At 71.0% G+C, this 20,969-nt stretch carries 19 protein-coding genes; 10 read left to right on the top strand and 9 right to left on the bottom strand.

Translation table 11 applies throughout. The features are described 5' to 3' along the window. Positions 1-188 precede the first annotated feature (188 nt). Both ABD329_RS17810 and ABD329_RS17805 read right to left on the bottom strand, forming a co-directional pair. On the bottom strand, positions 189-677 hold the full coding sequence (locus ABD329_RS17810; RefSeq protein ID WP_198276902.1) for a hypothetical protein: 489 nt from the start codon (positions 675-677) through the stop codon (positions 189-191). 3 nt (positions 678-680) lie between these two features. Beyond that, positions 681-1,142 carry an ATP-binding protein gene (locus ABD329_RS17805; protein ID WP_344316616.1) on the bottom strand — a complete coding sequence of 154 codons (462 nt, stop codon included), beginning with the start codon at positions 1,140-1,142 and terminating at the stop codon, positions 681-683. A 243-nt stretch (positions 1,143-1,385) separates the two neighbouring features. Here ABD329_RS17805 and ABD329_RS17800 point away from each other — a divergent pair, with 243 nt between their 5' ends. From ABD329_RS17800 to ABD329_RS17790, 3 genes are all read left to right on the top strand, one after another. Further along, on the top strand, positions 1,386-2,261 hold the full coding sequence (locus ABD329_RS17800; protein ID WP_198275577.1) for a helix-turn-helix domain-containing protein: 876 nt from the start codon (positions 1,386-1,388) through the stop codon (positions 2,259-2,261). A gap of 25 nt (positions 2,262-2,286) precedes the next feature. Then, positions 2,287-2,499, top strand: a complete 213-nt coding sequence (locus ABD329_RS17795) for a DUF397 domain-containing protein (RefSeq protein WP_198275603.1) — start codon at positions 2,287-2,289, stop codon at positions 2,497-2,499. 103 nt (positions 2,500-2,602) lie between these two features. Continuing rightward, positions 2,603-3,418, top strand: a complete 816-nt coding sequence (locus ABD329_RS17790; RefSeq protein ID WP_198275578.1) for an SAM-dependent methyltransferase — start codon at positions 2,603-2,605, stop codon at positions 3,416-3,418. A gap of 87 nt (positions 3,419-3,505) precedes the next feature. On the opposite strand, the gene ABD329_RS17785 is transcribed toward ABD329_RS17790, so the two are convergent. Genes ABD329_RS17785 through ABD329_RS17775 form a run of 3 tightly spaced genes read right to left on the bottom strand, consistent with a single transcriptional unit; the run spans position 3,506 to position 6,097 of the window. Further along, positions 3,506-3,685: a hypothetical protein gene (locus ABD329_RS17785; RefSeq protein ID WP_198275579.1), complete on the bottom strand. Its 180-nt coding sequence runs from the start codon at positions 3,683-3,685 to the stop codon at positions 3,506-3,508. Positions 3,686-3,740: 55 nt separating this feature from the next. Further along, the gene (locus tag ABD329_RS17780) at positions 3,741-4,433 is read right to left on the bottom strand and encodes a response regulator (protein ID WP_198275580.1); all 693 of its coding nucleotides are present in this window, start codon (positions 4,431-4,433) and stop codon (positions 3,741-3,743) included. Next, positions 4,430-6,097: a sensor histidine kinase gene (locus ABD329_RS17775; protein ID WP_198275604.1), complete on the bottom strand. Its 1,668-nt coding sequence runs from the start codon at positions 6,095-6,097 to the stop codon at positions 4,430-4,432. The genes ABD329_RS17780 and ABD329_RS17775 overlap by 4 nt, the downstream gene beginning before the upstream one ends. Positions 6,098-6,195: 98 nt before the next feature. Here ABD329_RS17775 and ABD329_RS17770 point away from each other — a divergent pair, with 98 nt between their 5' ends. The 3 genes from ABD329_RS17770 to ABD329_RS17760 all read left to right on the top strand — a co-directional run bounded on the left by ABD329_RS17770 (position 6,196) and on the right by ABD329_RS17760 (position 10,056). Next, positions 6,196-7,203 carry a Bug family tripartite tricarboxylate transporter substrate binding protein gene (locus ABD329_RS17770; protein WP_198275581.1) on the top strand — a complete coding sequence of 336 codons (1,008 nt, stop codon included), beginning with the start codon at positions 6,196-6,198 and terminating at the stop codon, positions 7,201-7,203. 161 nt (positions 7,204-7,364) lie between these two features. Next, positions 7,365-8,837: a GntP family permease gene (locus tag ABD329_RS17765; RefSeq protein WP_198275582.1), complete on the top strand. Its 1,473-nt coding sequence runs from the start codon at positions 7,365-7,367 to the stop codon at positions 8,835-8,837. Between the two features lie 196 nt (positions 8,838-9,033). Then, positions 9,034-10,056 (top strand): LacI family DNA-binding transcriptional regulator, encoded by a 1,023-nt coding sequence (locus ABD329_RS17760; RefSeq protein WP_246618218.1) that lies wholly within the window; start codon positions 9,034-9,036, stop codon positions 10,054-10,056. Positions 10,057-10,098: 42 nt separating this feature from the next. On the opposite strand, the gene ABD329_RS17755 is transcribed toward ABD329_RS17760, so the two are convergent. Continuing rightward, positions 10,099-10,866 (bottom strand): glycoside hydrolase family 172 protein, encoded by a 768-nt coding sequence (locus tag ABD329_RS17755; protein WP_309142628.1) that lies wholly within the window; start codon positions 10,864-10,866, stop codon positions 10,099-10,101. A gap of 342 nt (positions 10,867-11,208) precedes the next feature. Here ABD329_RS17755 and ABD329_RS17750 point away from each other — a divergent pair, with 342 nt between their 5' ends. From ABD329_RS17750 to ABD329_RS17735, 4 genes are all read left to right on the top strand, one after another. Continuing rightward, positions 11,209-12,687 (top strand): FGGY-family carbohydrate kinase, encoded by a 1,479-nt coding sequence (locus tag ABD329_RS17750; protein ID WP_198275583.1) that lies wholly within the window; start codon positions 11,209-11,211, stop codon positions 12,685-12,687. 115 nt (positions 12,688-12,802) lie between these two features. After that, complete coding sequence (locus tag ABD329_RS17745) at positions 12,803-14,452, top strand: fucose isomerase (protein ID WP_198275584.1); 1,650 nt, start codon at positions 12,803-12,805, stop codon at positions 14,450-14,452. A 53-nt stretch (positions 14,453-14,505) separates the two neighbouring features. Next, on the top strand, positions 14,506-15,654 hold the full coding sequence (locus ABD329_RS17740; protein ID WP_344316613.1) for a DUF4185 domain-containing protein: 1,149 nt from the start codon (positions 14,506-14,508) through the stop codon (positions 15,652-15,654). A 540-nt stretch (positions 15,655-16,194) separates the two neighbouring features. Then, positions 16,195-17,556 carry an FAD-dependent oxidoreductase gene (locus ABD329_RS17735; RefSeq protein WP_198275586.1) on the top strand — a complete coding sequence of 454 codons (1,362 nt, stop codon included), beginning with the start codon at positions 16,195-16,197 and terminating at the stop codon, positions 17,554-17,556. 81 nt (positions 17,557-17,637) lie between these two features. On the opposite strand, the gene ABD329_RS17730 is transcribed toward ABD329_RS17735, so the two are convergent. The 3 genes from ABD329_RS17730 to ABD329_RS17720 are packed head-to-tail and all read right to left on the bottom strand — an operon-like array spanning position 17,638 to position 20,665. Beyond that, the gene (locus ABD329_RS17730; protein WP_198275587.1) at positions 17,638-18,408 is read right to left on the bottom strand and encodes an SDR family NAD(P)-dependent oxidoreductase; all 771 of its coding nucleotides are present in this window, start codon (positions 18,406-18,408) and stop codon (positions 17,638-17,640) included. 29 nt (positions 18,409-18,437) lie between these two features. Then, positions 18,438-19,466 (bottom strand): phosphotransferase family protein, encoded by a 1,029-nt coding sequence (locus tag ABD329_RS17725; RefSeq protein WP_344316612.1) that lies wholly within the window; start codon positions 19,464-19,466, stop codon positions 18,438-18,440. Continuing rightward, positions 19,463-20,665 carry an acyl-CoA dehydrogenase family protein gene (locus tag ABD329_RS17720; protein WP_198275589.1) on the bottom strand — a complete coding sequence of 401 codons (1,203 nt, stop codon included), beginning with the start codon at positions 20,663-20,665 and terminating at the stop codon, positions 19,463-19,465. Before ABD329_RS17720 ends, ABD329_RS17725 begins: the two co-directional genes overlap by 4 nt. Positions 20,666-20,969: the final 304 nt, after the last annotated feature.

The raw sequence follows: 20,969 nt of genomic DNA, 5'->3' as shown, positions 1-20,969 counted from the left end.
AGTGTCTCAGCACGCTGCTGCTCCATGGTCCGGTTGGCGCCGCCGCCCGGAGGACGGCGGAACTCTTCCACAGGGAACACTTGCTGCACGCATTACCAGAGCACTCACTCCAGTGTTTGTCCATACCTTGGGACAACGTTGTCGACGAGGCGGGGTCGCCTGCCGAGCAGCAGCGCGCGGGTGGGGGCCTAGATCGCCCGGGACGGCCCGGAGGCGTCCCCGGGTGACCAGTGGGGCCGGATGCCCGCGATATGACAGGTCATGAAGTACAGCGGAATCGGGGGTGTGTACGGCGAGTCGTCCTGGGGGTGATGGATCAGGCGGGGGACCCGGGAACGCCCGGAGTACTCGCCGCTCAGGTCGGTCATCCGCGCCCCGACCGCGTAGCTGGTGAACAGCGGCCAGGCGACGTCGATGTTCGACCCCGACGGCACGATCCACCACCAGCGCTGGTCGTCGGCGAAGACACAGCCGATGCGGGGCAGGCACTTCATGACCCGCCTGCCGATGTCCGTGGGCATCCCCACCGCGTCGTACCCCAGTCTGGCGGGCAGTCCGTCGGGGAGTCGCAGGCGGCGTCCGCGGTGGCCTCGCCACAGGCGCGCCGCGCCGAGTGACGGGGCCTCGGGCATCTCGCGTGCCTCGGGGGCCTCGGGGGCAACAAACTGTCGGTCCATGAGTCAGTGACACTCTTCCGTGCGCGACGGCAGCTCGGCCCATACGATCCGCCCCGGCCCGTGCGGGGCGTCCATGACGCCCCAGGCGCTGCTCACCGCGCCGACCAGCAGAAGCCCTCGTCCGCAGTGCTCATCGGGGTCGGGGGTGCGGGGCGCGGGGAGGGTCCGGGCCCGGATCTCATCCTCGACCTCGAGGCGCAGCAGTCCCGCGCCGACGCTCAGCCTGCACTCCAGATGATCGCTGAGCGTATGCGTGATCACGTTGGTGACCAGCTCGGAGGCCACGAGGAGCGCGTCGTCGCACACGTGGGGGCTCACGCCCCAGGTGCGCAGCCGTTCACGCACGGCCGCGCGGATCGTGCTCACCGACGGAGCGGTGGCCGGAAGCCGTAAAGCACATCCCGGGTGGGTGTCCTGCTCCCGGGACGTCCGAAGGGGAGTCAGGGGAAGGGCGAGGGGAGCCACGAGCGGCCGCCTTTCGTCTGCCTGCGCATCATGACCGTGCCGTTCCCGCACTGCGCAGTGCCTACGGACGTACCCACGCAAGCGTTCCCACCGTGATCGGACGGTGTGACCACTGTGGCAGGTGCAACGAACGACTTGCAAGCGGTAAGTTGAAATTTGCAAGTTGCCATCGCGGGGCTGCCGTTCGCGCGGCCGGCGACCGTGACAGACTTCAGCCGTAGCCCGTTGTGGGGAGGTAGAGCGTTGGCGGCGGAAACCGGATGGGGCGGTGCCCCCTCTGTCCTCCGCATGATCCTCGGCAGGCAGCTGGAGGAGCTGCGGACCCGCGCCGGCCTGACCTACGACCAGGCGGGCGCGGCGATCGGGGTCAGCCACTCCACGATCCGCAGGATGGAAGCCGCCAAGGTGGCCCGGCTCAGACTCGCGGACGTGGAGAAGCTGCTCCAGACGTACGGCGTCACCGACCGGCATGAGCTCGACACCTTCCTGAAGTCGGTCCGCGAGGCCAACAAGCGCGGCTGGTGGCACACCTACCGCGATGTGATGCCGGACTGGTTCGCCGCGTATCTGAATCTGGAGCAGGCGGCGCTTCAGATCCGCGCCTACGAGGCGCAGTTCGTCCACGGGCTGTTGCAGACCGAGGACTACGCCCGTGCGCTGCTCAGCGCCGGAAACCCGCACGCCCCTTCGGAGGCCACCGAGCGCCGGGTCGCCCTGCGGATGCAGCGCCAGGAACTGCTGTCCCGGGAGTCCCCTCCCCGGCTGTGGGTCGTGATGGACGAGACGGTGCTGAGGTGGCCGGTCGGGGGCCCGGCCGTGATGCGCGCCCAGATCGACCATCTGATCGAGGTCAGCGCCCTTCCCCAGGTGACCGTGCAGATCATGCCGTTCGGAAGCGGTCCGCATCCGGCCATGCGGGCCGGTGCGTTCCATGTCTTCCGGTTCAGGGCCCCGGAGTTGCCCGACATCGTCTACCTCAGCGGCCTGGTCGGCGCGGTGTATCTGGACAAGGAGGACGACGTGGTGGTGTATCGCGAGGTCCTGGACCGGATGGGCGCCCAGTCGGTGCCCGCCAGGAAAACCGAGGCCGTCCTCGGCGCAATTCGCAAGGAGCTCTGAAGTGCACCACCACATACGCAGCGGTATGCCCTCCCACGCCCTCGGCGCCCTGGGCTGGTCCAAGCCGTGGAGCGACGACGCCGGGGGCGCCTGCGTCGAAGCCAAGAAGCTGCACGACGGACGGGTGGCGCTGCGTCAGTCGACCGACCCCGACGGCCCCGCACTGGTTTTCGGCACGAACGAGATGACCCGGTTTCTGGCGAGTGTGAAGGCCGGCGACGCCGACTTCCTCTGCTAGCCGCCACGGCACCACATCCTTCCCGCTCGCGCGGGCCCGTTCCGGCCCGCGCGAGCGGGGGCCACACCGACAGCGAACTGACGATCCACTGGGAGGGGACGCCTTGAGCGACAACGGATGGTCGGCCGACCGCATCGACACCGAGAGCGCGCATTCGGCACGTATCTACGACTACATCCTCGGCGGTAAGGACTACTACCCGGCCGACAAGGAAGCGGGCATCGCCATGTCCCGCGAGTGGCCCGCCCTGCCGATCCATATGCGGGCCAACCGCGACTTCATGAACCGGGCCGTGCGCTATCTGGCCGAGGAGGCGGGCATCCGGCAGTTCCTCGACATCGGCACCGGCATCCCGACCTCGCCCAACCTCCATGAGATCGCCCAGGCGGTGGCCCCGGACTCCCGGGTCGTCTACGTGGACAACGACCCCATCGTCCTGACGCTCTCCCAGGGCCTGCTCGCCAGCACCCCCGAGGGCAGGACCGCCTATGTCGAAGCGGACATGTGCGAGCCCGCCACCATCCTGCGGGCCCCCGAACTCCGCGAGACCCTCGATCTGACGCGGCCGGTCGCCCTGACGGTGATCGCCATCGTGCACTTCGTCCTGGACAAGGACGACGCCTACGGAATCGTCAACCGCCTCCTGGAGCCGCTGCCCTCCGGCAGCTATCTGGCGATGTCCATCGGCACCGCCGACTTCGCGCCGGACGAGGTGGCCCGGGTCGCCCGTGAGTACGCGGCCCGCGACATGCCCATGCGGCTGCGCACCGAGGCCGAGGCCGAGCGGTTCTTCGACGGCCTCGAACTGGTCGAGCCCGGCCTCACCCAGGTCCACAAGTGGCGCCCGGACGCCACCGTCACCGAGGACATCAAGGACGAGGACATCGCGATGTACGGAGCGGTGGCCCGCAAGCCCTGACGCCGTTGACCGGCGGGCCCGGCGCCATGCCCGGGCCCACCGGCCGCCTGCTCCTCGGCTCAGCAGGGGGGCGCCGTATCCCCCGGCTCAGCGGGAGGGGTGCCGTTCGCGATCGGCCGCCCGCCGCGGCTGACCGGCCGGGAGCACCGTGTGCCGCTCGGGGCTCCAGGTCTCGCGAGTGGACAGCACCCCGAGGAGTCCCACCAGCGCGACGCACACATAGAGTCCGGCCGGGCCCGCCCAGCCGAAGGACTCCGCGAGCAGCACGGCGAGGCTATGCCCGCCGGCTGTAGCGGCCCTACGCCCGTCGGCTGTAGCGGCGCTACGCCCGTCGGCTGTAGCGGCGCTCCGGGCGCCCGGCGGTGCCGTAGCGCAGGGAGACATCGGCGTGGCCGGTGGCGTGGAAGTACTCCAGGTAGCGGCGGGCGCTGACCCGGGAGATGCCGATGGCGGTGGCCGCCTCGGCGGCGGAGACGGTGCCGTCCGCCTCGCGGAGGGCGCGTTCGACGAGCTGGGCGGTCTCCACGCTCAGGCCCTTCGGGAGGGCGCCGCCCGCCGGGGGCGCGAACGCTCCGGCCAGCACGCGGTCCACATCCGCCTGGCCACGGACGACCGTGGTGAGCAGCCGCCCGCGCTGGGTCGCATAGCGTTCCAGGCGGGGCTGGAGGTCCTCGTAGTCGAAGGGCTTGAGGAGGTAGTCGACCACGCCCTGGCGGACGGCGCCGCGCACCGCGTCGGCCTCCCGCGCCGCGGTGATCACCATGACGTCGCAGTCGTGCCCGGCGGTGCGCAGCCGGGGGATGACGTCCAGGCCGAAGAGGTCCGGCAGATAGAGGTCGAGCAGGACCAGGTCGGGCCGGAGCGCGTCGACCGCCTCGATCGCCTGCTCGCCGGTGTGGGCGGTGCCGACGACGCGGAACGGCGCCACCCGCTCCACGAAGGTGCGGTGCACTCGCGCCACCATGAAGTCGTCGTCCACGACGAGCACGTCGATCGTGTCGGCCGACTCGGTCATCGGGTCGCTCCTTCCGCCACCGCGTCGGCGGGGTGGCTGACGGACATGCGGGCGCTGAACATCGCGCCCTGGCTGGTGTTGGTCACCGCGATCTCACCACCGCGCCGCTCGCAGACGAGCCGGGTGAGCGCGAGTCCGATGCCGCGCTCGCCCTCCCTGGCGGCCTTGGTGGTGAAGCCGTGGGCGAAGACCTCCTGGGCGAGTCCGGGGGCGACGCCGGGGCCGGAGTCGCGCACCACGATCTCCACGCTGGTGTGATCCTGCCGCAGCTCGACCTCCACCCATGGCTCGTCACCGCCGTCGTCCTTGTGCGCACCGCCGTGCTCGGACGTGGCGGCGTCGATGGCGTTGTCGACCAGGTTGCCGACCACGGTCGCCACATCGGCGGCGTCCTCGGGAGTCAGCCGGTCCAGCGCGGTGCGGTCCGAGAGGCGCAGGGCCACCTTACGCTCGGCGGCCTGGGACGCCTTCGCCATCAGCAACGCGGCGATGGCGGTGTCCCGGACCCGGCGGCCGATGGACATGTCGAGCGACTGGCGGCGCTGGTTCAGCGCCCGGATGTAGCGCACCACCTCATCCTGCTCGCCGATCTGGATCAGCCCGGAGATGGTGTGCAGCTGGTTGGCGAACTCATGGGTCTGCGCGCGCAGCAGCTCGGAGGTGGAGCGGAAGGAGCCGATCTCGCGCTCCAGCCTCGCCAGCTCGGTGCGGTCCCGCAGGGTGGTCACGGACCCGAGCGGCCGTCCGTCCTTGACGACGGTCATGCGGTTCATCACCAGGACCCGGCCGTGCCGGACCACGACCTCGTCCTTCGGATCCGCCGATTCCTTCCGCGCCCCGGCCAGGACGTCCAGCAGCCGTCCCTCGATGCCGAGCTCGGCCAGGTTCCGGCCCACACAGTCCTCGGGCAGATCGAGCAGCCGCCTGCCCATGTCGTTGACGAGGGTCACCCGGTGCTGCGGATCGAGGGCGACCACGCCCTCGGCGATGCCGTACAGCATCGCCTCGCGGTGCTCGGCGAGCCCGGTGATCTCGCGTGGCTCCAGGCCCAGCGTCTGCCGTTTGACGCGCCGGGCGAGCAGCCAGGAGCCGACGACGCCGAGCGCGCTCGCCACGCCGAGATAGACGGGCAGATACGAGGACGCGCCGCTCAGCCGCTGCCACACCGTGGGGGACGCCTCACCGATCATGACGGTGCCCAGGTGCCGCCCCAGGTCGTCCCCCGTCGAGCCGAGCACCGGCACCTGCGCCACCAGCTCCCGGCTGCCGTCCCAGTCCAGCGTGCCCGACCAGCCACGGCCCCGGCCGACCCCCTCGCCCTGCGGCAGCCGGTCGCCGAGCACGGTGGGATTCGTCGAGCTGACCACGCGCCCGTGGCGGTCGGCCACCGTGACGGATGTCACCCGCGACTGCACCCGCGCCGAGTATACCAGCGGGGCCAGCGCCTCCGCCGGGGAGGGCCCCACCAGCCTGCTGCGCACCAGCGGCTGGGCGGCCAGCTGCTCGGCGAGCGCACCGACCCGGCGGCCCTCCACCCGGTTGAAGGTGGCCTCCGACTGCGCGAGCGAGACCGCCGCCACCGCCATCAGCACCACCACGACGATGGCGAGCTGGAGGAGCAGCATCTCGCCCGCGAGCGTTTGGCGACGGAACGCGGCGACCACAATGAACTCAATCTCTCCTGCTGACACAACCTGGGCGCATTGTCCGCCAGGCCGCACAATCATGGCGTCCGCCGTATGGGAAGCGAAAGGGAGGTGCCATGAGACGTCGCACCGGCACCCGTACCCGCACCCGCGTCCTGTCCGGCGCCCTGGCCGCCGTGCTGTCCCTGCTCGTCGGCGCCTGTGGCGCCTGGCCGGACGCCGGGGACGCCCGGGACGACGGGCTGCGGATCCTGGTGCCGAACACCCCCGGGGGCGGCTACGACACCACGGCCCGGACCGTGGCCCGGGTGCTGGAGGAGACCGGGACCGCGTCCGACATGGAGGTGTTCAACCTGCCCGGGGCCGGTGGCACCGTCGGTCTCCAGCGCACCGTGGACGAGCGGGGCAACGGACGGCTCGCCCTCCAGATGGGCCTGGGTGTGCTGGGCGCGTCCCATGTCACCCACGCGAAGGTGACCGTGGCGCGGACCACCCCGATCGCCCGCCTGATCGAGGAGCCCGAGGCGGTGGTGGTCCGCAGGGACTCGCCGTACCGCACCATCGGGGACCTGGTGGCGGAGTGGCGGAGGCACCCGGGAGACGTCACGGTCGGCGGTGGCTCGTCGCTGGGCGGGCCGGACCACCTACTGCCCATGGCGCTGGCCCGCGCCGTCGGCATCCAGCCGAAGACGGTGCGTTACGACGCCTACGACGGCGGTGGCGGCGATCTGCTCCCCGCGCTGCTGGACGGCCGGGTCGACTTCGCCACCAGCGGCATCGGCGAGTTCCTCGACCAGATCGCGGCCGGGCAGCTCAGGGTCCTCGCGGTCACCAGCGACCGGCCCGTGGCCGCGCTGCGCGGGGTGCCGACGCTGAAGGCGGCCGGGATCGATTTGGTCTTCGACAACTGGCGGGGGATCGTCGCCCCGCCCGGCATCAGCCCCGCGGACCGCGAACGCTGGTTCGCGGTGCTGACCGCGCTGCACGACTCCCGGCAGTGGAAGGCCGAACTCACTCGCCACGGCTGGACCGACGCCTTCACCACAGGTGGCGCGTTCGCCACCTATCTGGCCCGGCAGGACAAGAACGTGGCGGAGCTGGTCGGACACCTGGGACTGGACTGACCGAACCCCCGCCGGGGCGGCCGCCGCACGCCCTTCTCACCCTTGTCGCTCCTGTCGCTCTTGTCGCTTGTGAGCCACACCCCTGACCCACCCATGCCCTGGTGGCGTACGAACTCCCCGCATGCCCTGGTACGAACCCATATGTCCTGGAAAGGCATCGCATGACCGCACACACCTGGTGGCTGCTGCTCATCCTCACGGTGGCGATCGCAGCACTGATCTACCTCATCAACTCCCGGCTGCGGGTCCATCCGTTCGTCGCGCTGATCCTGGTCAGCGTGGGCACGGGGATAGCGGCCGGGGAGCCAGCCGCGAAACTGGCCGGATCCATCGAGGAGGGCGCCGGCGGCACCCTCGGCGACGTGGGCGTCACCCTCGCGCTGGGCGCCATGCTCGGCCGTCTGCTGTCCGACTCGGGCGCCACCGACGCCATCGCCCGGGCCCTCGTCGCCCGCGCCGAGCCCCGCAGACTGCCCTGGCTGGTGGGTGCCGCGGCGTTCGTCATCGGTGTGCCCATGTTCTTCGAGGTGGGCCTGATCGTGCTGCTGCCGTTGATCTTCAGCGTCGCCCGCAGGATGGAGGAACAGGGCGGCACCAAGGGCAGCCCGTACGTGCTCCTCGGTGTGCCCGCCATCGCCTCGCTGTCCACCCTGCACGGCATGCTGCCGCCCCACCCCGGCCCGCTGACCGCCATGACCGGTCTCCACGCCGACCTCGGTCTCACCCTCGGCGTCGGCATCGTCTGTGCCGTGCCCACCGTCATCCTGGCCGGGCCCGTCTACGCCCGCTGGATCGCGCCCCGGCTTCCCGATGTGGCGCCGGACGCCGAGCTGGTGGCGCAGTTCACGGGGGCCGAGCGGCAGCCCGCCGAAGCCGGCACCCCGGTGCCCGGTGCGCGGGCGGGCGCGGAGGCGCCCCGCCGGACCGGTGTGCCGACCGGCCTGGCCGTGGCGGCCGTGCTGGTGCCCGTCGTCCTGATGCTGCTGCGCACCCTGGCCGAGACGGTGCTGGACGAGTCGAGCGGGCTGGGCGCGGCGCTGGTGTTCGCCGGAGAACCGCTGGTGGCGATGCTCGCCGGTTTCGTCTTCGCCCTGGGTGTGACGATGTTCGGCTCCGCCCGCTCCGGTTCCGGTCACTCCGGCGGCTCCGGTCACTCCGGCCGTTCGGGGGAGGAGACCCGCGCCTCCCTGACCGACAGCCTGAAGTCCATCGCCGCCATCCTGCTCATCATCGGCGGGGGCGGGGCGTTCAAGCAGGTCCTTCAGGACTCGGGCATCGGTGATGCCATCGCGTCGGCCGCCGAGGGCGCTCACATCAATGTGATCCTGCTGGGCTGGCTCGTCGCCCTGCTGCTGTCGCTGACCACGGGCTCCGCCACCGTCGGCATCGTCTCCGCCACCGGCATCGTGGCCCCGCTGATCGGCGACGGCGGGGGCCTGGAGGCATCCCTGCTCGTGGTCGCGATCGGCGCCGGTTCGCTCGGTCTCAACTACGTCAACCACGCGGGGTTCTGGCTGGTGAAGGAGTCGTTCGGCATGGACCTCAGCCAGGCCACCAAGACCCAGACCGCCGTGCAGACCCTGGTCAGTGTGCTGGGTCTGGCGATGGCCCTGCTGCTGTCGGTGTTCGCCTGAGACGCCGGTCGTTCGCGGTGGGTCCGGCGGCCCGGTGGCTGTCGGACCCACCTGCGGGGCTCCGGCCATGGATCTTGGTGAGCCTTGAGGTGAGCGGTTGGTCAGCGCGGAGGCGAGGGTTGCGGTCCGCTCAATACCAGTGTGAAATCCTTTTCAGCGCGGGGTAGGGTGAAGGCTGCCCGTACACGGTGAAAGGATGCGGACACAGTTGGTGACGATCCATGACGTGGCGCGAGCCGCCGGTGTCTCTCCGGCGACCGTCTCGCGTGTCTTCAACGGCGGCAAGGTCACACCGGCGCGTGCCCTGTCCGTGCAAGAGGCGGCGGCCGCCCTCGGGTTCGCGCCCAATCGGGTGGCGCGGTCGCTGCGCAAACAGCGGTCCAGTGTGATGGCGCTGATCATCCCGGACATCGAGAACCCGTTCTTCACCTCTCTCGCCCGTGGCGTCGAGGACGCCGCGCAACGCACCAGCCTTTCCGTGGTCCTGTGCAACTCCGACGAGGACACCGACAAGGAGCGCCGCTACCTGGAGGTGGCCCTCGGCGAGCAGATGGCGGGCGTCATCGTGGCGGCGGCGTCCCAGGACGAGACGGATCTGGGGCCGCTGACCGACCGGCGGGTGCCCGTGGTCGCCGTCGATCGTCGTCCGCGCGACGCCGAGGTGGACGCGGTCCGGGTCGACAACCACCACGGTGGCGAGGTGGCCACCCGTCACCTCCTCCAGGCCGGTTACCGCAGGATCGCCTGCATCACCGGGCCCGAAGGCGCCTCCACCTCCGAGGAACGGCTCGCGGGCCACCGCACGGCGCTGCGCGCCGCCCAGGGCGGCCCGGCCGCGACCGACGACACCTACGTACGGCATGGCGACTTCCGGGTGGACGGCGGCCGCGCGGCGATGCGCGAACTGCTGGCGCTGCCCGAGCCGCCCGATGCCGTGTTCGTCGCCAACAACCTCATGACCATCGGCGTCCTCGACGCCCTCCGCGAGGCCGGCCGCACCCCACCCGACGTCGGTGTGCTCTCCTTCGGGGACGTTCCCTGGGCGTCGCTGGTACGGCCGTCCCTCACCGCGGTCGAACTGCCCTCGTACGAGCTGGGACGCACCGCGGCCGACCTCCTCCTCCAGCGCATGGACGGCAGCGTGTCGCCGGTGCAGACCGTGGTGCTGCGCACCAAGCTACAGGTCCGGGAGAGCACGGCCGGGCCTGCCGGGGCCTGACGTTCAGCCCCCGCGGCGCCACTTCACCTCACCTCACGGCGCTCACGGGGTGGTGTAGGCGGTGTACCCCTGGCCGGGGACGTCGAAGTTCCAGGCGCCGCCGAAGTAGTCCTCGGTGCCGGTGCCGCAGAGCGTGGGGAACTCGTCGTCGCCGTCGAGGTAGAACTTCAGCTCGCCCTCGCCCCACCAGCCGGGGCTGTTGACGCCCCACGCCAGATAGGTGCCGACGTAGCCACCGGCGCCGGTGACCGTGTCGAGCAGGGTGTGCACCTCGCCGTACGGCACCGGGTGGCTGCGGCGCCACTGGGCGTGGAACCAGAGGGCGTCGTCCCCGACCTCGTCCAGCTCGTAGTCCACCTGGTAGTAGAGCGTGACCTTCTCGGCGGTCAGGTTCTCCAGGGTGATGCGTGCCCCGCGGTGGAACGGCATCGGCCAGTACGCGTTGAAGCCGCCGTTGGGGTTCGCGGCGACGGGCACGGACGAGACCTGGCTGAAGGTGTTCCAGCCGTTGCAGAAGAAGTCACCGAGCGGGACCTCGACGGCCGGTTCCGTCTCGCCCTCCCAGTACATCCGCAGCAGGGTGCCCCGCCAGGCCCGGTGCGGGTCGGTGGTGCACCACAGGTGGCGGATGGTGCCCGGACCCTCGATGTCGGCGAGCACCGCCGTTGTGCCGGGGGCGATGTCGATGCTGGGGGAGATCTTCCAGCCCGGACCCAGCCTGCTCGCCGCCACCGCTCCGGTGCCCTCCGTGGCGCGGCCGCCACCCGACTTGGCGCCGGTGACGTTCTCGGCGCTGATGGAACGGCTCACGGCACGCGTCCTGCGGGAAATGCCATCGAGTCCAAAGGTCGTCATCGTGTCTTGCCCTCATGGATGGGGTACGGGGCGCGCGCCGACGGGCCGGAACAGCCGCCGTGGCGCGCGGGAAACGGCGTCACCGGCGGTGCGGCGCAGCACGTCTGAAATCCATTTCACCGAAACGTAGAGCGGGCTCCAGGGGGTGTCAAGGGGTGAGACATGGCGCCGATCGCGGGGTGTCGTGCGGTATCCGGGGGAGTCGACGCACGCTGCTGATATGGCTTTTCGCCGGGGCAAAGGTCATTCGCGTGGTCTCCCTTGACGGTGAAATCGTTTTCTGTCAGCGTGCTCGCCATGCCTCGCAACGCAGTCATCGGAGTGGACATCGGCACCTCGAGCAGCAAGGGCGTCCTCGTCGCTCTCGATGGCGCACTGATCCGCTCGGCCACCCGGGAGCACACCCCCGCGAGACCGGGTCCCGGCCACTTCGAGATGAACGCCTCCGTCTGGTGGCGCGAGTTCACCGAACTCGCCCGCGAGCTGACCGCCGCGGAGGACACCACCGTGGTCGCCGTCGGGGTCAGCGGCATGGGCCCCTGCGTCCTGCTGACCGATGAACACGACGCGCCGCTGCGCCCCGCCGTGCTCTACGGTGTGGACACCCGCTCGGTCCGGCAGATCCAGCGCATCGAGGCTCGGCTCGGCGCCGACGAGATCATCCGACGAGGCGGCTCCGCGCTGACCACCCAGGCCGCCGGGCCGAAGATCGCGTGGATCGCCGAGGAGGAGCCCGAGCTCTACGCGCGGGCCAGGCGCCTGTACATGCCGAGCTCCTGGCTGGTCAGGAAGCTCACCGGGAACTACGTCCTGGACCACCACTCGGCCAGCCAGTGCACCCCGCTGTACGACACGCTCGCGGGCGAGTGGTACGCCCCCTGGGCCGCCGAGGTCGCCCCCGGGATCGAACTGCCGCCGCTGCGCTGGCCCGGCGAGGCGGCCGGCGCCCTCACCCCCGAGGCCGCCACGGCGACCGGCCTGCCCGCCGGTATCCCCGTCACCACCGGCACCATCGACGCCTGGGCCGAGGCCCTGAGCGTGGGCGCGCAGAACATCGGCGATCTGATGCTGATGTACGGCACCACCATGTTCCTCATCCACACCGTGCCCGAGCCGCTGACCACGCCGTCCCTGTGGGGCACGGTCGGCGCCCTGCCCGGGACCCGGAACCTGGCCGGTGGCATGGCCACCTCCGGCGCGGTGGCCAACTGGCTGAAGGACCTGTTCGCCGACGGCGACCACGCCGAACTCACCGCGCTGGCCGCCGAGTCGGGCGTCGGCGCCAACGGCCTGCTGATGCTGCCGTACTTCTCCGGCGAGCGCACCCCGATCATGGACCCCGACGCCCGCGGTGTGATCGCCGGGCTGACCCTGTCCCACACCCGCGGCGACCTCTACCGGGCCGCGCTCGAGGCCACCGGGTTCGGCATCCGCCAGAACATCGAGGTCATCGAGGCGGTCGGCGGCGACATCCGCCGGGTGGTCGCCGTCGGTGGCGGCACCCAGGGGTCGCTGTGGACACAGATCGTCTCCGACATCACCGGCCGCCCGCAGGAGTTGCGCACCATCACCATCGGCGCGGGTTACGGCGACGCGCTGCTGGCCGCCCAGCTCGTCGGCGACGCCTCCATCGACGACTGGAACCCGGTGCGCGAGACGGTGACGCCGCGCGCCGCACACACCGGGCGCTACGACGAGCTGTACGCCCTCTACCGGCGGCTGTACCCGGACACCGCCGCGACCGTCCACGCGCTGGCCGCGCTACAGGAGCGCTGAGCGCCCCCGCGCCCGCAGCGCCACCCGCGCCCCCTCCGACGTACCGACGACGTACCGACGACGCACCACCAACGCACCACCGACGCACCACCGACGCACCACCGACGGAGACCGCATGACCGCGTACACCCTGCCCGAGCTCCACCGACCCCCCGCCGCCGAGCCCGCCACCGTCTACACCGTGGCCAGCGGCGACCTGCGCCCCGCCGCCAACGTCACCTGCTGGCCCACCCAGGAGAAGCTGGAGAGCGACCTCGCCGCGGCCCTCACGGACCTCGGCTGGAAGGTCCGCCGAGGCCACGCGGTGGACCAGGTCAAGGGGCACGGGTTCATCGACAGCCAGCGCGCCGGTATCGAGGTCTTCAAGCACATACCCGAGGACGCCCCGCTGATCGTCGTCGAGGCCGTCTGGCAGTACAGCCACCACGTACTCGCCGGACTGCGCGACCACCAGGGCCCGATCCTGGTGGTCGCCAACTGGAGTGGCGAATTCCCCGGGCTGGTCGGCCTGCTGAACCTCGCCGGGAGCCTCACCAAGGCGGGGCGTGACTACGCGGTGCTGTGGAGCGCCGACTTCACGGACGAGTGGGCGCGCGAGTCGTTGCGCACCTGGCTGGAGACCGGCACGCTCACCCACGACACCAGCCACGTCCGGCCCCTGCCGCCCCTGCCGGAGGCGAACCCCGAGACCGAACTGGGCGTGGCCCTCGCCCGGCAGCTGCGCGAGGAGAAGGCGATCATCGGCGTCTTCGACGAGGGCTGCATGGGCATGTACAACGCCATCATCGACGACGAGTTCCTCAACCCGCTCGGCATCTACAAGGAGCGCCTTTCGCAGAGCGCCCTGGTGGCCGAGATGCGGAAGGTGTCGGACGAGGAGGCCCAGGAGGTCCGGGCCTGGCTCGACCGGGCCGGGATGACCTTCCACACCGGCACCGACGAGGCCACCGAACTCACCGACGCCCAGCTGCTCAGCCAGTTCAAGATGTACATCGCCGCGGTGCGCATCGCCGACGACTTCGGGCTCGACGCGGTCGGCATCCAGTACCAGCAGGGCCTGAAGGACACCGTCCCGGCGAGCGACCTCGCCGAGGGCCTGCTCAACAACGTCCAGCGGCCGCCGGTACGGAGCCGCGACGGCGCCCGCGAGCTGTACGCGGGCGCGCCACTGCCGCACTTCAACGAGGTGGACGAGGGCGTCGCCGTCGACTCCCTGGTCACCAACCGCATCTGGACGGCGATGGGCCTCGACCCGGCCACCACACTGCACGACATCCGCTGGGGCGAGGAGTACGACGGCCGGTTCGTCTGGGTCTTCGAGATCTCCGGCTCGGTGCCCGCCTCGCACAACGGCGGCTACGACAAGTCGTACAGCATGCGGCAGCCCCCGATGTTCTTCCCGCTCGGTGGCGGCACCCTCAGCGGTGTCTCCAAGCCGGGCGAGATCGTCTGGTCGCGGGTGTTCCTGATGGACGGCAGGCTGCACGTCGACCTCGGGCGTGCCACCTCGGTCGAACTGCCCGAGGAGGAGACCCGGCGCCGGCTCGACGCCACCAATCACCAGTGGCCGATCATGCACGCGGTCCTGCACGGCGTCACCCGCGACCAGTTCATGGCCCGCCACCGCGCCAACCACCTCAACGTGGCCTACGCACCCGACGCGGCGACCGCGGACAAGGCGCTGCGCGCCAAGGCCGCGCTCTTCGCCGAGCTGGGTGTCGAGGTGCACCTGTGCGGAGACGTGGCGGTCCAGCCGCGGCGGTAGCCCGTAGCCATTCAGCCACAGCCGCAGAAGCGCACGATTCCGAGGAGTCGCACATGGCAGCTTCATCACAACCCGTCCCCGCCGGAACGACCGGTGGGGACCCCGCCGGAACTGCCGGTGGGGACCCCGCCGGAACCGCCGGTGGCCCCGGCCGCCGTGTCGTGCTCGCCGCCGGTCTGGGCCTGGCCACGGCGGCGGTCGGGCTGACGGCGGGGGCGCCGCGGGCGAGCGCCGCCGCCACCGCCACCACCGGTACGAAGGTCAGGAACCTCACCGGCCCGGCCGAGACGGGCCGGTTCGCCGCCCCCTGGACCGACCTGGGCATCCCCGTCCGCTGCCCCGACGGCACGATGCTGTTCGTCTGCGGCGACACCTTCGACGGCGGTGGCGTGGGCGGCCCCAACTGGCGTGCCCCGGTGGGGCTGCGGGCTCGCCACCCCGATCTGAACGCCCTCGTCATCGACGACAGCGTGGGCGGCTCGCAGGCCGTGGGCCTGGTCCCGGAGGGCCACGAGAACAACACCACCGCCATTCCGTCGGACGTCTTCACCGTCGGCGACACGATGTACATGCACCTGATGCGCGGCGTCCTCTACCAGACCCACCACTCCGACTTCTGGCGCTCGACGGACAACGGCCAGACGTGGCAGTACCTCTGCCAGTGGCCCGGTGACCAGTACGGCGGCCAGTTCCAGCAGAAGACCTACGCGGTGGCGGACGACGGCTACGCTTACGTCCTCTCCAGTGTGTTCAACCGGGACGTGCCCTCCGACCTCCTGCTGCACCGCGTCCCACAGGACCGGTTGGGCGACCCGGCGGCGTACCAGCCGTGGGGCTACGCGAACGGCGCCTGGGCCTGGGGCAACTACCCGACCACCATCACCGCCCGGCGCCGGTTCGGTGAGATCTGCTTCCGTGCGATGGCCGGCAAGTACGCCCTGACCTGGCTGAACATGGAGCCCTTGGACATCCGCGCGCAGGTCTTCCCGCTGCCGACGAGCAACTTGTTCGCCACTCCGGAGCAGCCCCTCATCCTCCCCACCACTCCCGGCAACGAGTCCGGCAACGCGGTGGCCAACCCCTACGGCGGGTTCATCGTCCCGGGCTCGACCTTCGGCGACTTCCACATCGCCGTGAGCCAGTGGTACGACAGCCAGAACTACCGGGTGATGCAGTACCGGATCAGCGGCCTGGCCGCCTGAGCGCGCCGCCACCGACACCCGCGGGGAGCACACCGTGCGACGATCCAGACTTCTGATCACCCTGGCGGCCGGGCTGGCCGTCGTGACGATGGCGACCGTACCCGCCGTCCAGGCGGACAGCACCGGCACCGGCCACGCCCGTGACACCGGGCGCAAAACCGCCATGTCCACCAAGGCCGCGAGATCAGCGGTTCGCCCGGCAACCTGGCGGGCACCCAGCGGGCGTCCGGCGACGGCATCGGCCGGGTCTGGGGCGCCCCCTACCCGACCTCCTCGGCCGCCGGCACGAACAAGACCTACGTCTTCGACTTCGACACCACGACCGGTGACGGCGTCCGCGTCATCGGTGGCAGCGGCGGAACACAGACCTTCACCTCCATCGCCGAACTGGCCGCCCACTACCGCTGACACCCTCACCAGGCGAATCCACTTCGGTCATGGTGATGCTGGTTCTGGCAGGCTGATCCGGTTCTGACGCTTGCTCTTTGAACTGGATTCGGTTTTGCTGGGAAGGTCGTCCCAGGACCGGAGGGGAGTCGCGTGCACGCGGAAGAAGTCGATCTGCTCATCATCGGTGCGGGCATGGCGGGGTTGACCGCCGGTGCCCGCGCGGTGCGCAATGGTCTGTCCGTCACGGTCGTGGAGATCGGTGAGGACGTCGGCGGTTCCGCGCTCTTCGCGGGTTACGCATGGACCGCGCCGAGCCACGACGTGATGGACCAGCAGAACCCGTATGGAGACACCGCGCTCAAGCGCGCCCTCGTGGACCGGTTCCCCGAGGGCGTCTCCTGGATCCGTTCCCTCGGCGTGGACATCAAGGACGCACAGCGCGTTCTCAGTTTCGGCCGCGGGCACCAGTTCGACACCCACCAGTATGTCGCCACCTGTCGTCAGGCCATCCGCCGAGGCGGTGGCACGTTGCTGTTGGAGACCAGCGCCGAAAGGCTGGTGGTCGAGGACGGTGTCGTGACGGGGGCGGAGCTGCTGCGACTGGCCGATGGCACCCGCACACAGGTGCGTGCCGGATCCACACTCGTCGCGACCGGTGGGTTCCAGGGCGACACGGAACTCCGCGCCACGCATGTGCACCCCCGCGCCGGGGGCATGGAGCTGCGCTCCAACCCCTTCAGCCGCGGCGGTGGCTACCGTCTGGCCACCTCGGTCGGCGCCGCCACCGGCCACGATGACGCGGGCTTCTACGGCCATCTCATCCCCAGCGGCATCCCCTTCGCCGACCCGGCGGACTTCGTCGACCTCTCGCTCTACTACAGCGAGCACGCCCTCCTGTTCAACGTGGCCAACGAGCGGTTCGTCGACGAGACGCTGGGGGACCACCTCACGGCCATGGCGTTGCTGGAGCAGCCCGAGGGGCGGGGCCTTCTCATCGCCGACGCCCGGGTCTTCCGGGACTGGGTCGTCGGCAGCTACGTCGAGGGCGCGGTCGCCGTGGACAAGTTCGCCCTGGCCGGCAAGCGGGGCGGCCGGGTGGGACTCGCCGAAGACCTCGACGAACTGGCCTACCTACCGGAGGAATGGGGATATCGGGGCGACGCCGTGCGCGACGCGGTCAAGCTGTTCAACGAACACGCCGCGGCGGGGCTGGAGCCCGCGCCCGGCCGGAAGCTGGACCGCCTCCCGCTCGACGAACCGCCGTACTACGTGATCGAGGCGGTACCGGCCATCACCTTCCCCTTTCACGGTGTCCGCGTCGACGACCGGGCCCGCGTACTGCGCGGGGACGGCGAACCGCTGCCCGGACTGCTCGCGGCCGGGTCGGACACCGGCGGCCTGTGGCACCGCGCCTACGCCGGTGGCATCGCCTCGGCCCTGGTGTTCGGGCTGACCGCCGCGGACACCGCGACCGCTACCGCCACCGCGACCGCTTCACACGCGACGGACTGAGCCTGCGGCGGCCGGGCACCCGGCCCGTCCGCCACGAGGCCCGTCCGCCACGGCTCGTCCGCCACGGCGGGGGGTGTCCCGTCAGCGGGCCGTCCAGCCGCCGTCCACGTAGAGCTCGGAGCCGGTCACGAAGCTCGCGTCCTGGGAGGCGAGGAACGCGACGGCCCCCGCCACCTCTTCCGGACTGCCGAGCCGCCCCATGGGGGTGCCCTCGACCATCGCGGTGTGACGAGGTGTGCCCTGCCACAGTTCGCGCGAGAGCGGGGTCTCGATGAAACCGGGATGGATCGAGTTGACCCGGACGCCGCGGGTGGCCCAGTGCAGCGCGGCGTTCTTCGTCATCAGCCGGACCGCGCCCTTGGCGGCGTGATACGAGAACTGGCTGCCGAAGCCGCCCACCGTGCCGAAGATCGACGCGATGTTGATGATCGAGCCGCCGCCGGAGCGTTCCATCGCGGGGCCACCGTGCTTCATGCCGAGCCAGACACCGCCCTGGGTCACCGCGATGACCTTGTCCCAGGACTCCTGGGTCTCCGTCTCCACGGTGCGCATCTGGGCGATCCCCGCGTTGTTGACGAGCACGGACAGGCCGCCCAGTTGGGAGACCACGCGCTCGACCGTTCCGCGCCACGCCTCCTCGTCGCTCACGTCCAGCGCGAGGCCCAGCGCCGGCGCTCCGTCGGCCGCCAGCTCCTTCGTCAGCTCCTCCGCCAGCCGCTCGCAGCGGTCGGCGTCCACGTCGGTCACCACCACCGTGGCGCCCTCGATGGCCAGCCGCCGCGAGACGGCGGTTCCTATGCCGCCGGTCGCGCCGGTGACCAGGGCGATCTGTCCGGACAGTCGGTCTCGCACGGGCTCTCCTTCGTCTTGCGTGTCAGTGGTCACGGCAGGAGTTCCAGCCCCGAGCGCAGTAGCGCGGGCACCGCGGATCCGACCCGTTCGAACCCCGTGCCGACCGTCTGTCCCGCCGAAAAGCGGGCGTGGATGCCCTCCGCGATGACAGCGAGCTTGAAACAGCCCAGTGCCTGGTAATACGGCAGGGCGCCGATGTCCCGTCCGGACTTCTCGGCGTATCGCTCGGCCAGGTCGCGCCCCGATCCGAAACCGGGGTTGGCCGTCGGCACGTGCCGCGCCCCGAGGACCGGTTCGCAGGTCCGGTCCCAGTACATGAGCAGCATTCCGAGGTCGGCGAGGGGATCACCGAGCGTGGCCATCTCCCAGTCGAGGACCGCGGCGATCCGTCCGAAGCCGGCGGGTGCCAGGATGACGTTGTCCAGACGGTAGTCGCCGTGCACGATGGTCGGGGCGCCGCTCGCGGGCAGCGAGCGGGCCAGTCTGCCGTGCAGTTCGTCGAGGTCGGGCAGGTTCCGCGTGGCGACCTTGTCCCACTGCCCGCGCCAGCGCCGCACCTGGCGCTCCAGATAGCCGTCGGGCCGGCCGAAGTCGCCGTGCCCGACGGCGGCGGCGTCCACCGAATGCAGCGTGACCAGGGTGTCCACCAGTGTGTCAGCGGCGCGCCGCGCGTCCTCCGGCGAGAGTACGGCGGCCTCGTCGCCGTCGCGCAGCACCGTGCCCTCCACGAAGTCGACGACGCAGAACGGCGCTCCGATCACCTCCGGGTCCGTGCACGACAGCACGGCCCGGGCGACCGGTACCCCGGTACCGGCGAGCGCGGCGACGACGCGGTATTCGCGGTCCATGTCGTGCGCGGTCGGTGTCAGCACCCCCAGCGGCGGGCGGCGCAGCACCCACCGGTGTGTCCCATCGGTCACCGCGTAGGTGAGGTTGGAGCGCCCGCCCTCCAGGAGCGTGACCTCGAGCGGGCCCGCGCACTCGGGCACGTGGCGTGCGAAATAGCGCTCCAGCGCGGCCACGTCGACCCCGGCCGGCGTCGTCCCGGGGAGGGTCACCGGGCGGCCCCCCGCTCCCGCGCCGCCCGTACCGCGCGCTTGGCGATGGCCCAGCGATGGGTCTCGGAAGGGCCGTCGTAGATACGGAACGGACGCACCTCCCGGTACAGCCGTGACAGCGGGGCGTCCCCCGAGATGCCGAGCGCACCGCATATCTGGACGGCCCGGTCGACCACCCGGTGCACCGCCTCGGAGACGTACGTCTTGGCGATGGAGGTGTGCTGGGCGGCCGGGCGGCCCTGGTCCAGCTCCCAGCAGGCCCGCCACAGCACCGCCCGGCTGGTCTCGATGTCGATCTCGGAGTCGGCCAGCATCTGCTGCACCATGCCCAGTTCGGCCAGCGGCTTGCCGAAGGCCGAACGGTCCGCCGCCCGTTCCAGGGCGATGTCCTGCGCACGCCGGGCCACTCCGAGCCAGCGCATGCAGTGGGTCATGCGGGCGGGCCCCAGGCGTACCTGGGCGTACGCGAAGCCCTGGTCCACCTCGCCCAGCACGGCCTCGTCCGCGACCTCGCAGCCTTCGAAGGCGATTTCGCTGTGGCCGCCGAAGAGGCCCCGGTCCAGCGTGTCGATATTCCGGACGATCTTCATGCCGGGGTTGTCGGCGGCGACGAGGAACATCGTCGCGCCGCCCGGGTCGCCGGGGCCGCCGCTGGTGCGGGCCATGCAGATGGCGAAGGCCGCCCCGTCGGCGCCGCTGATGAACCACTTGCGGCCGTCGATCCGCCAGCCGCCGTCGATCCTCGTCGCGGTCGTGGTGAGGGCGCGCGGATCGGAGCCGGCGCCCGGCGCCGGCTCGGTCATCGCGAAACACGAGCGTGTCTCACCGGCCGCCAGCGGGCGCAGGTACCGCTCCTTCTGCTCCTTCGTGGCCACCACCTCGAGCAGGTGGGTGTTGCCCTCGTCGGGTGCCGCGCAGTTGAGCGCGAGCGGTCCCAGCAGCGAGTACCCGGCCGCTTCGAACACCACCGCCTGCCCGCGCAGGTCCAGTCCGAGTCCGCCCCATTCGGCGTCGACATGCGGGGCGAACACCCCCGCCTCGCGGGCCGCCTCCTGAAGCCGGCGGCGCAGCGGTTCCGGCCCGGCGTGGACATCGCCGTCACACGCCCGTTCCTCGGGTATCACCACGTCCCGTATGAACTCGGTGGTGAGCCGCGCGATCTCCGCGACTCTTTCCTCGATCTCGAACCCGATGGGCACGTTGCACTCCCGAGCTTGGCTACTGCCTGCCTGTAGGTCTGAAGCGTGGACGCCGCACGCGGCCCGCCCGCTCCTATGAGTAAACCGAATCCAATTCAGATCCTCAACCGATCGGGTGTGGGTAGCTGTGGCGATCGCCCCGCGCGGCGCTCCGTCGTCGTCAGAGCCGCAGGTCGGACACCCTATGTACAGGGCCCTTCCGGTCTGCGCGGCTCATCGTGCCCACGGTGTCCGCCGGGTTCCCGGAGAAAACTCCTGTTCGATGGCTAGCTGTACTGAGTTCAGTTCTGTAGCGTCCCGGACG

The organism is Streptomyces javensis, assembly GCF_039525925.1.
GTDB lineage: Bacteria > Actinomycetota > Actinomycetes > Streptomycetales > Streptomycetaceae > Streptomyces > Streptomyces asiaticus.
The sequence above is the reverse complement of the archived record's forward strand: the minus strand, read 5'-3'. Positions and strand labels throughout refer to the sequence as shown.

What these genes read in the sequence shown, in the direction of transcription:
- ABD329_RS17810 (WP_198276902.1), bottom strand. Translation starts at nt 677, where the DNA reads ATGGACCGACAGTTTGTTGCCCCCGAGGCCCCCGAGGCACGCGAGATG.
- ABD329_RS17795 (WP_198275603.1), top strand. Translation starts at nt 2,287, where the DNA reads ATGCCCTCCCACGCCCTCGGCGCCCTGGGCTGGTCCAAGCCGTGGAGC.
- ABD329_RS17780 (WP_198275580.1), bottom strand. Translation starts at nt 4,433, where the DNA reads ATGACCGAGTCGGCCGACACGATCGACGTGCTCGTCGTGGACGACGAC.
- ABD329_RS17770 (WP_198275581.1), top strand. Translation starts at nt 6,196, where the DNA reads ATGAGACGTCGCACCGGCACCCGTACCCGCACCCGCGTCCTGTCCGGC.
- ABD329_RS17765 (WP_198275582.1), top strand. Translation starts at nt 7,365, where the DNA reads ATGACCGCACACACCTGGTGGCTGCTGCTCATCCTCACGGTGGCGATC.
- ABD329_RS17760 (WP_246618218.1), top strand. Translation starts at nt 9,034, where the DNA reads ATGCGGACACAGTTGGTGACGATCCATGACGTGGCGCGAGCCGCCGGT.
- ABD329_RS17750 (WP_198275583.1), top strand. Translation starts at nt 11,209, where the DNA reads ATGCCTCGCAACGCAGTCATCGGAGTGGACATCGGCACCTCGAGCAGC.
- ABD329_RS17745 (WP_198275584.1), top strand. Translation starts at nt 12,803, where the DNA reads ATGACCGCGTACACCCTGCCCGAGCTCCACCGACCCCCCGCCGCCGAG.
- ABD329_RS17740 (WP_344316613.1), top strand. Translation starts at nt 14,506, where the DNA reads ATGGCAGCTTCATCACAACCCGTCCCCGCCGGAACGACCGGTGGGGAC.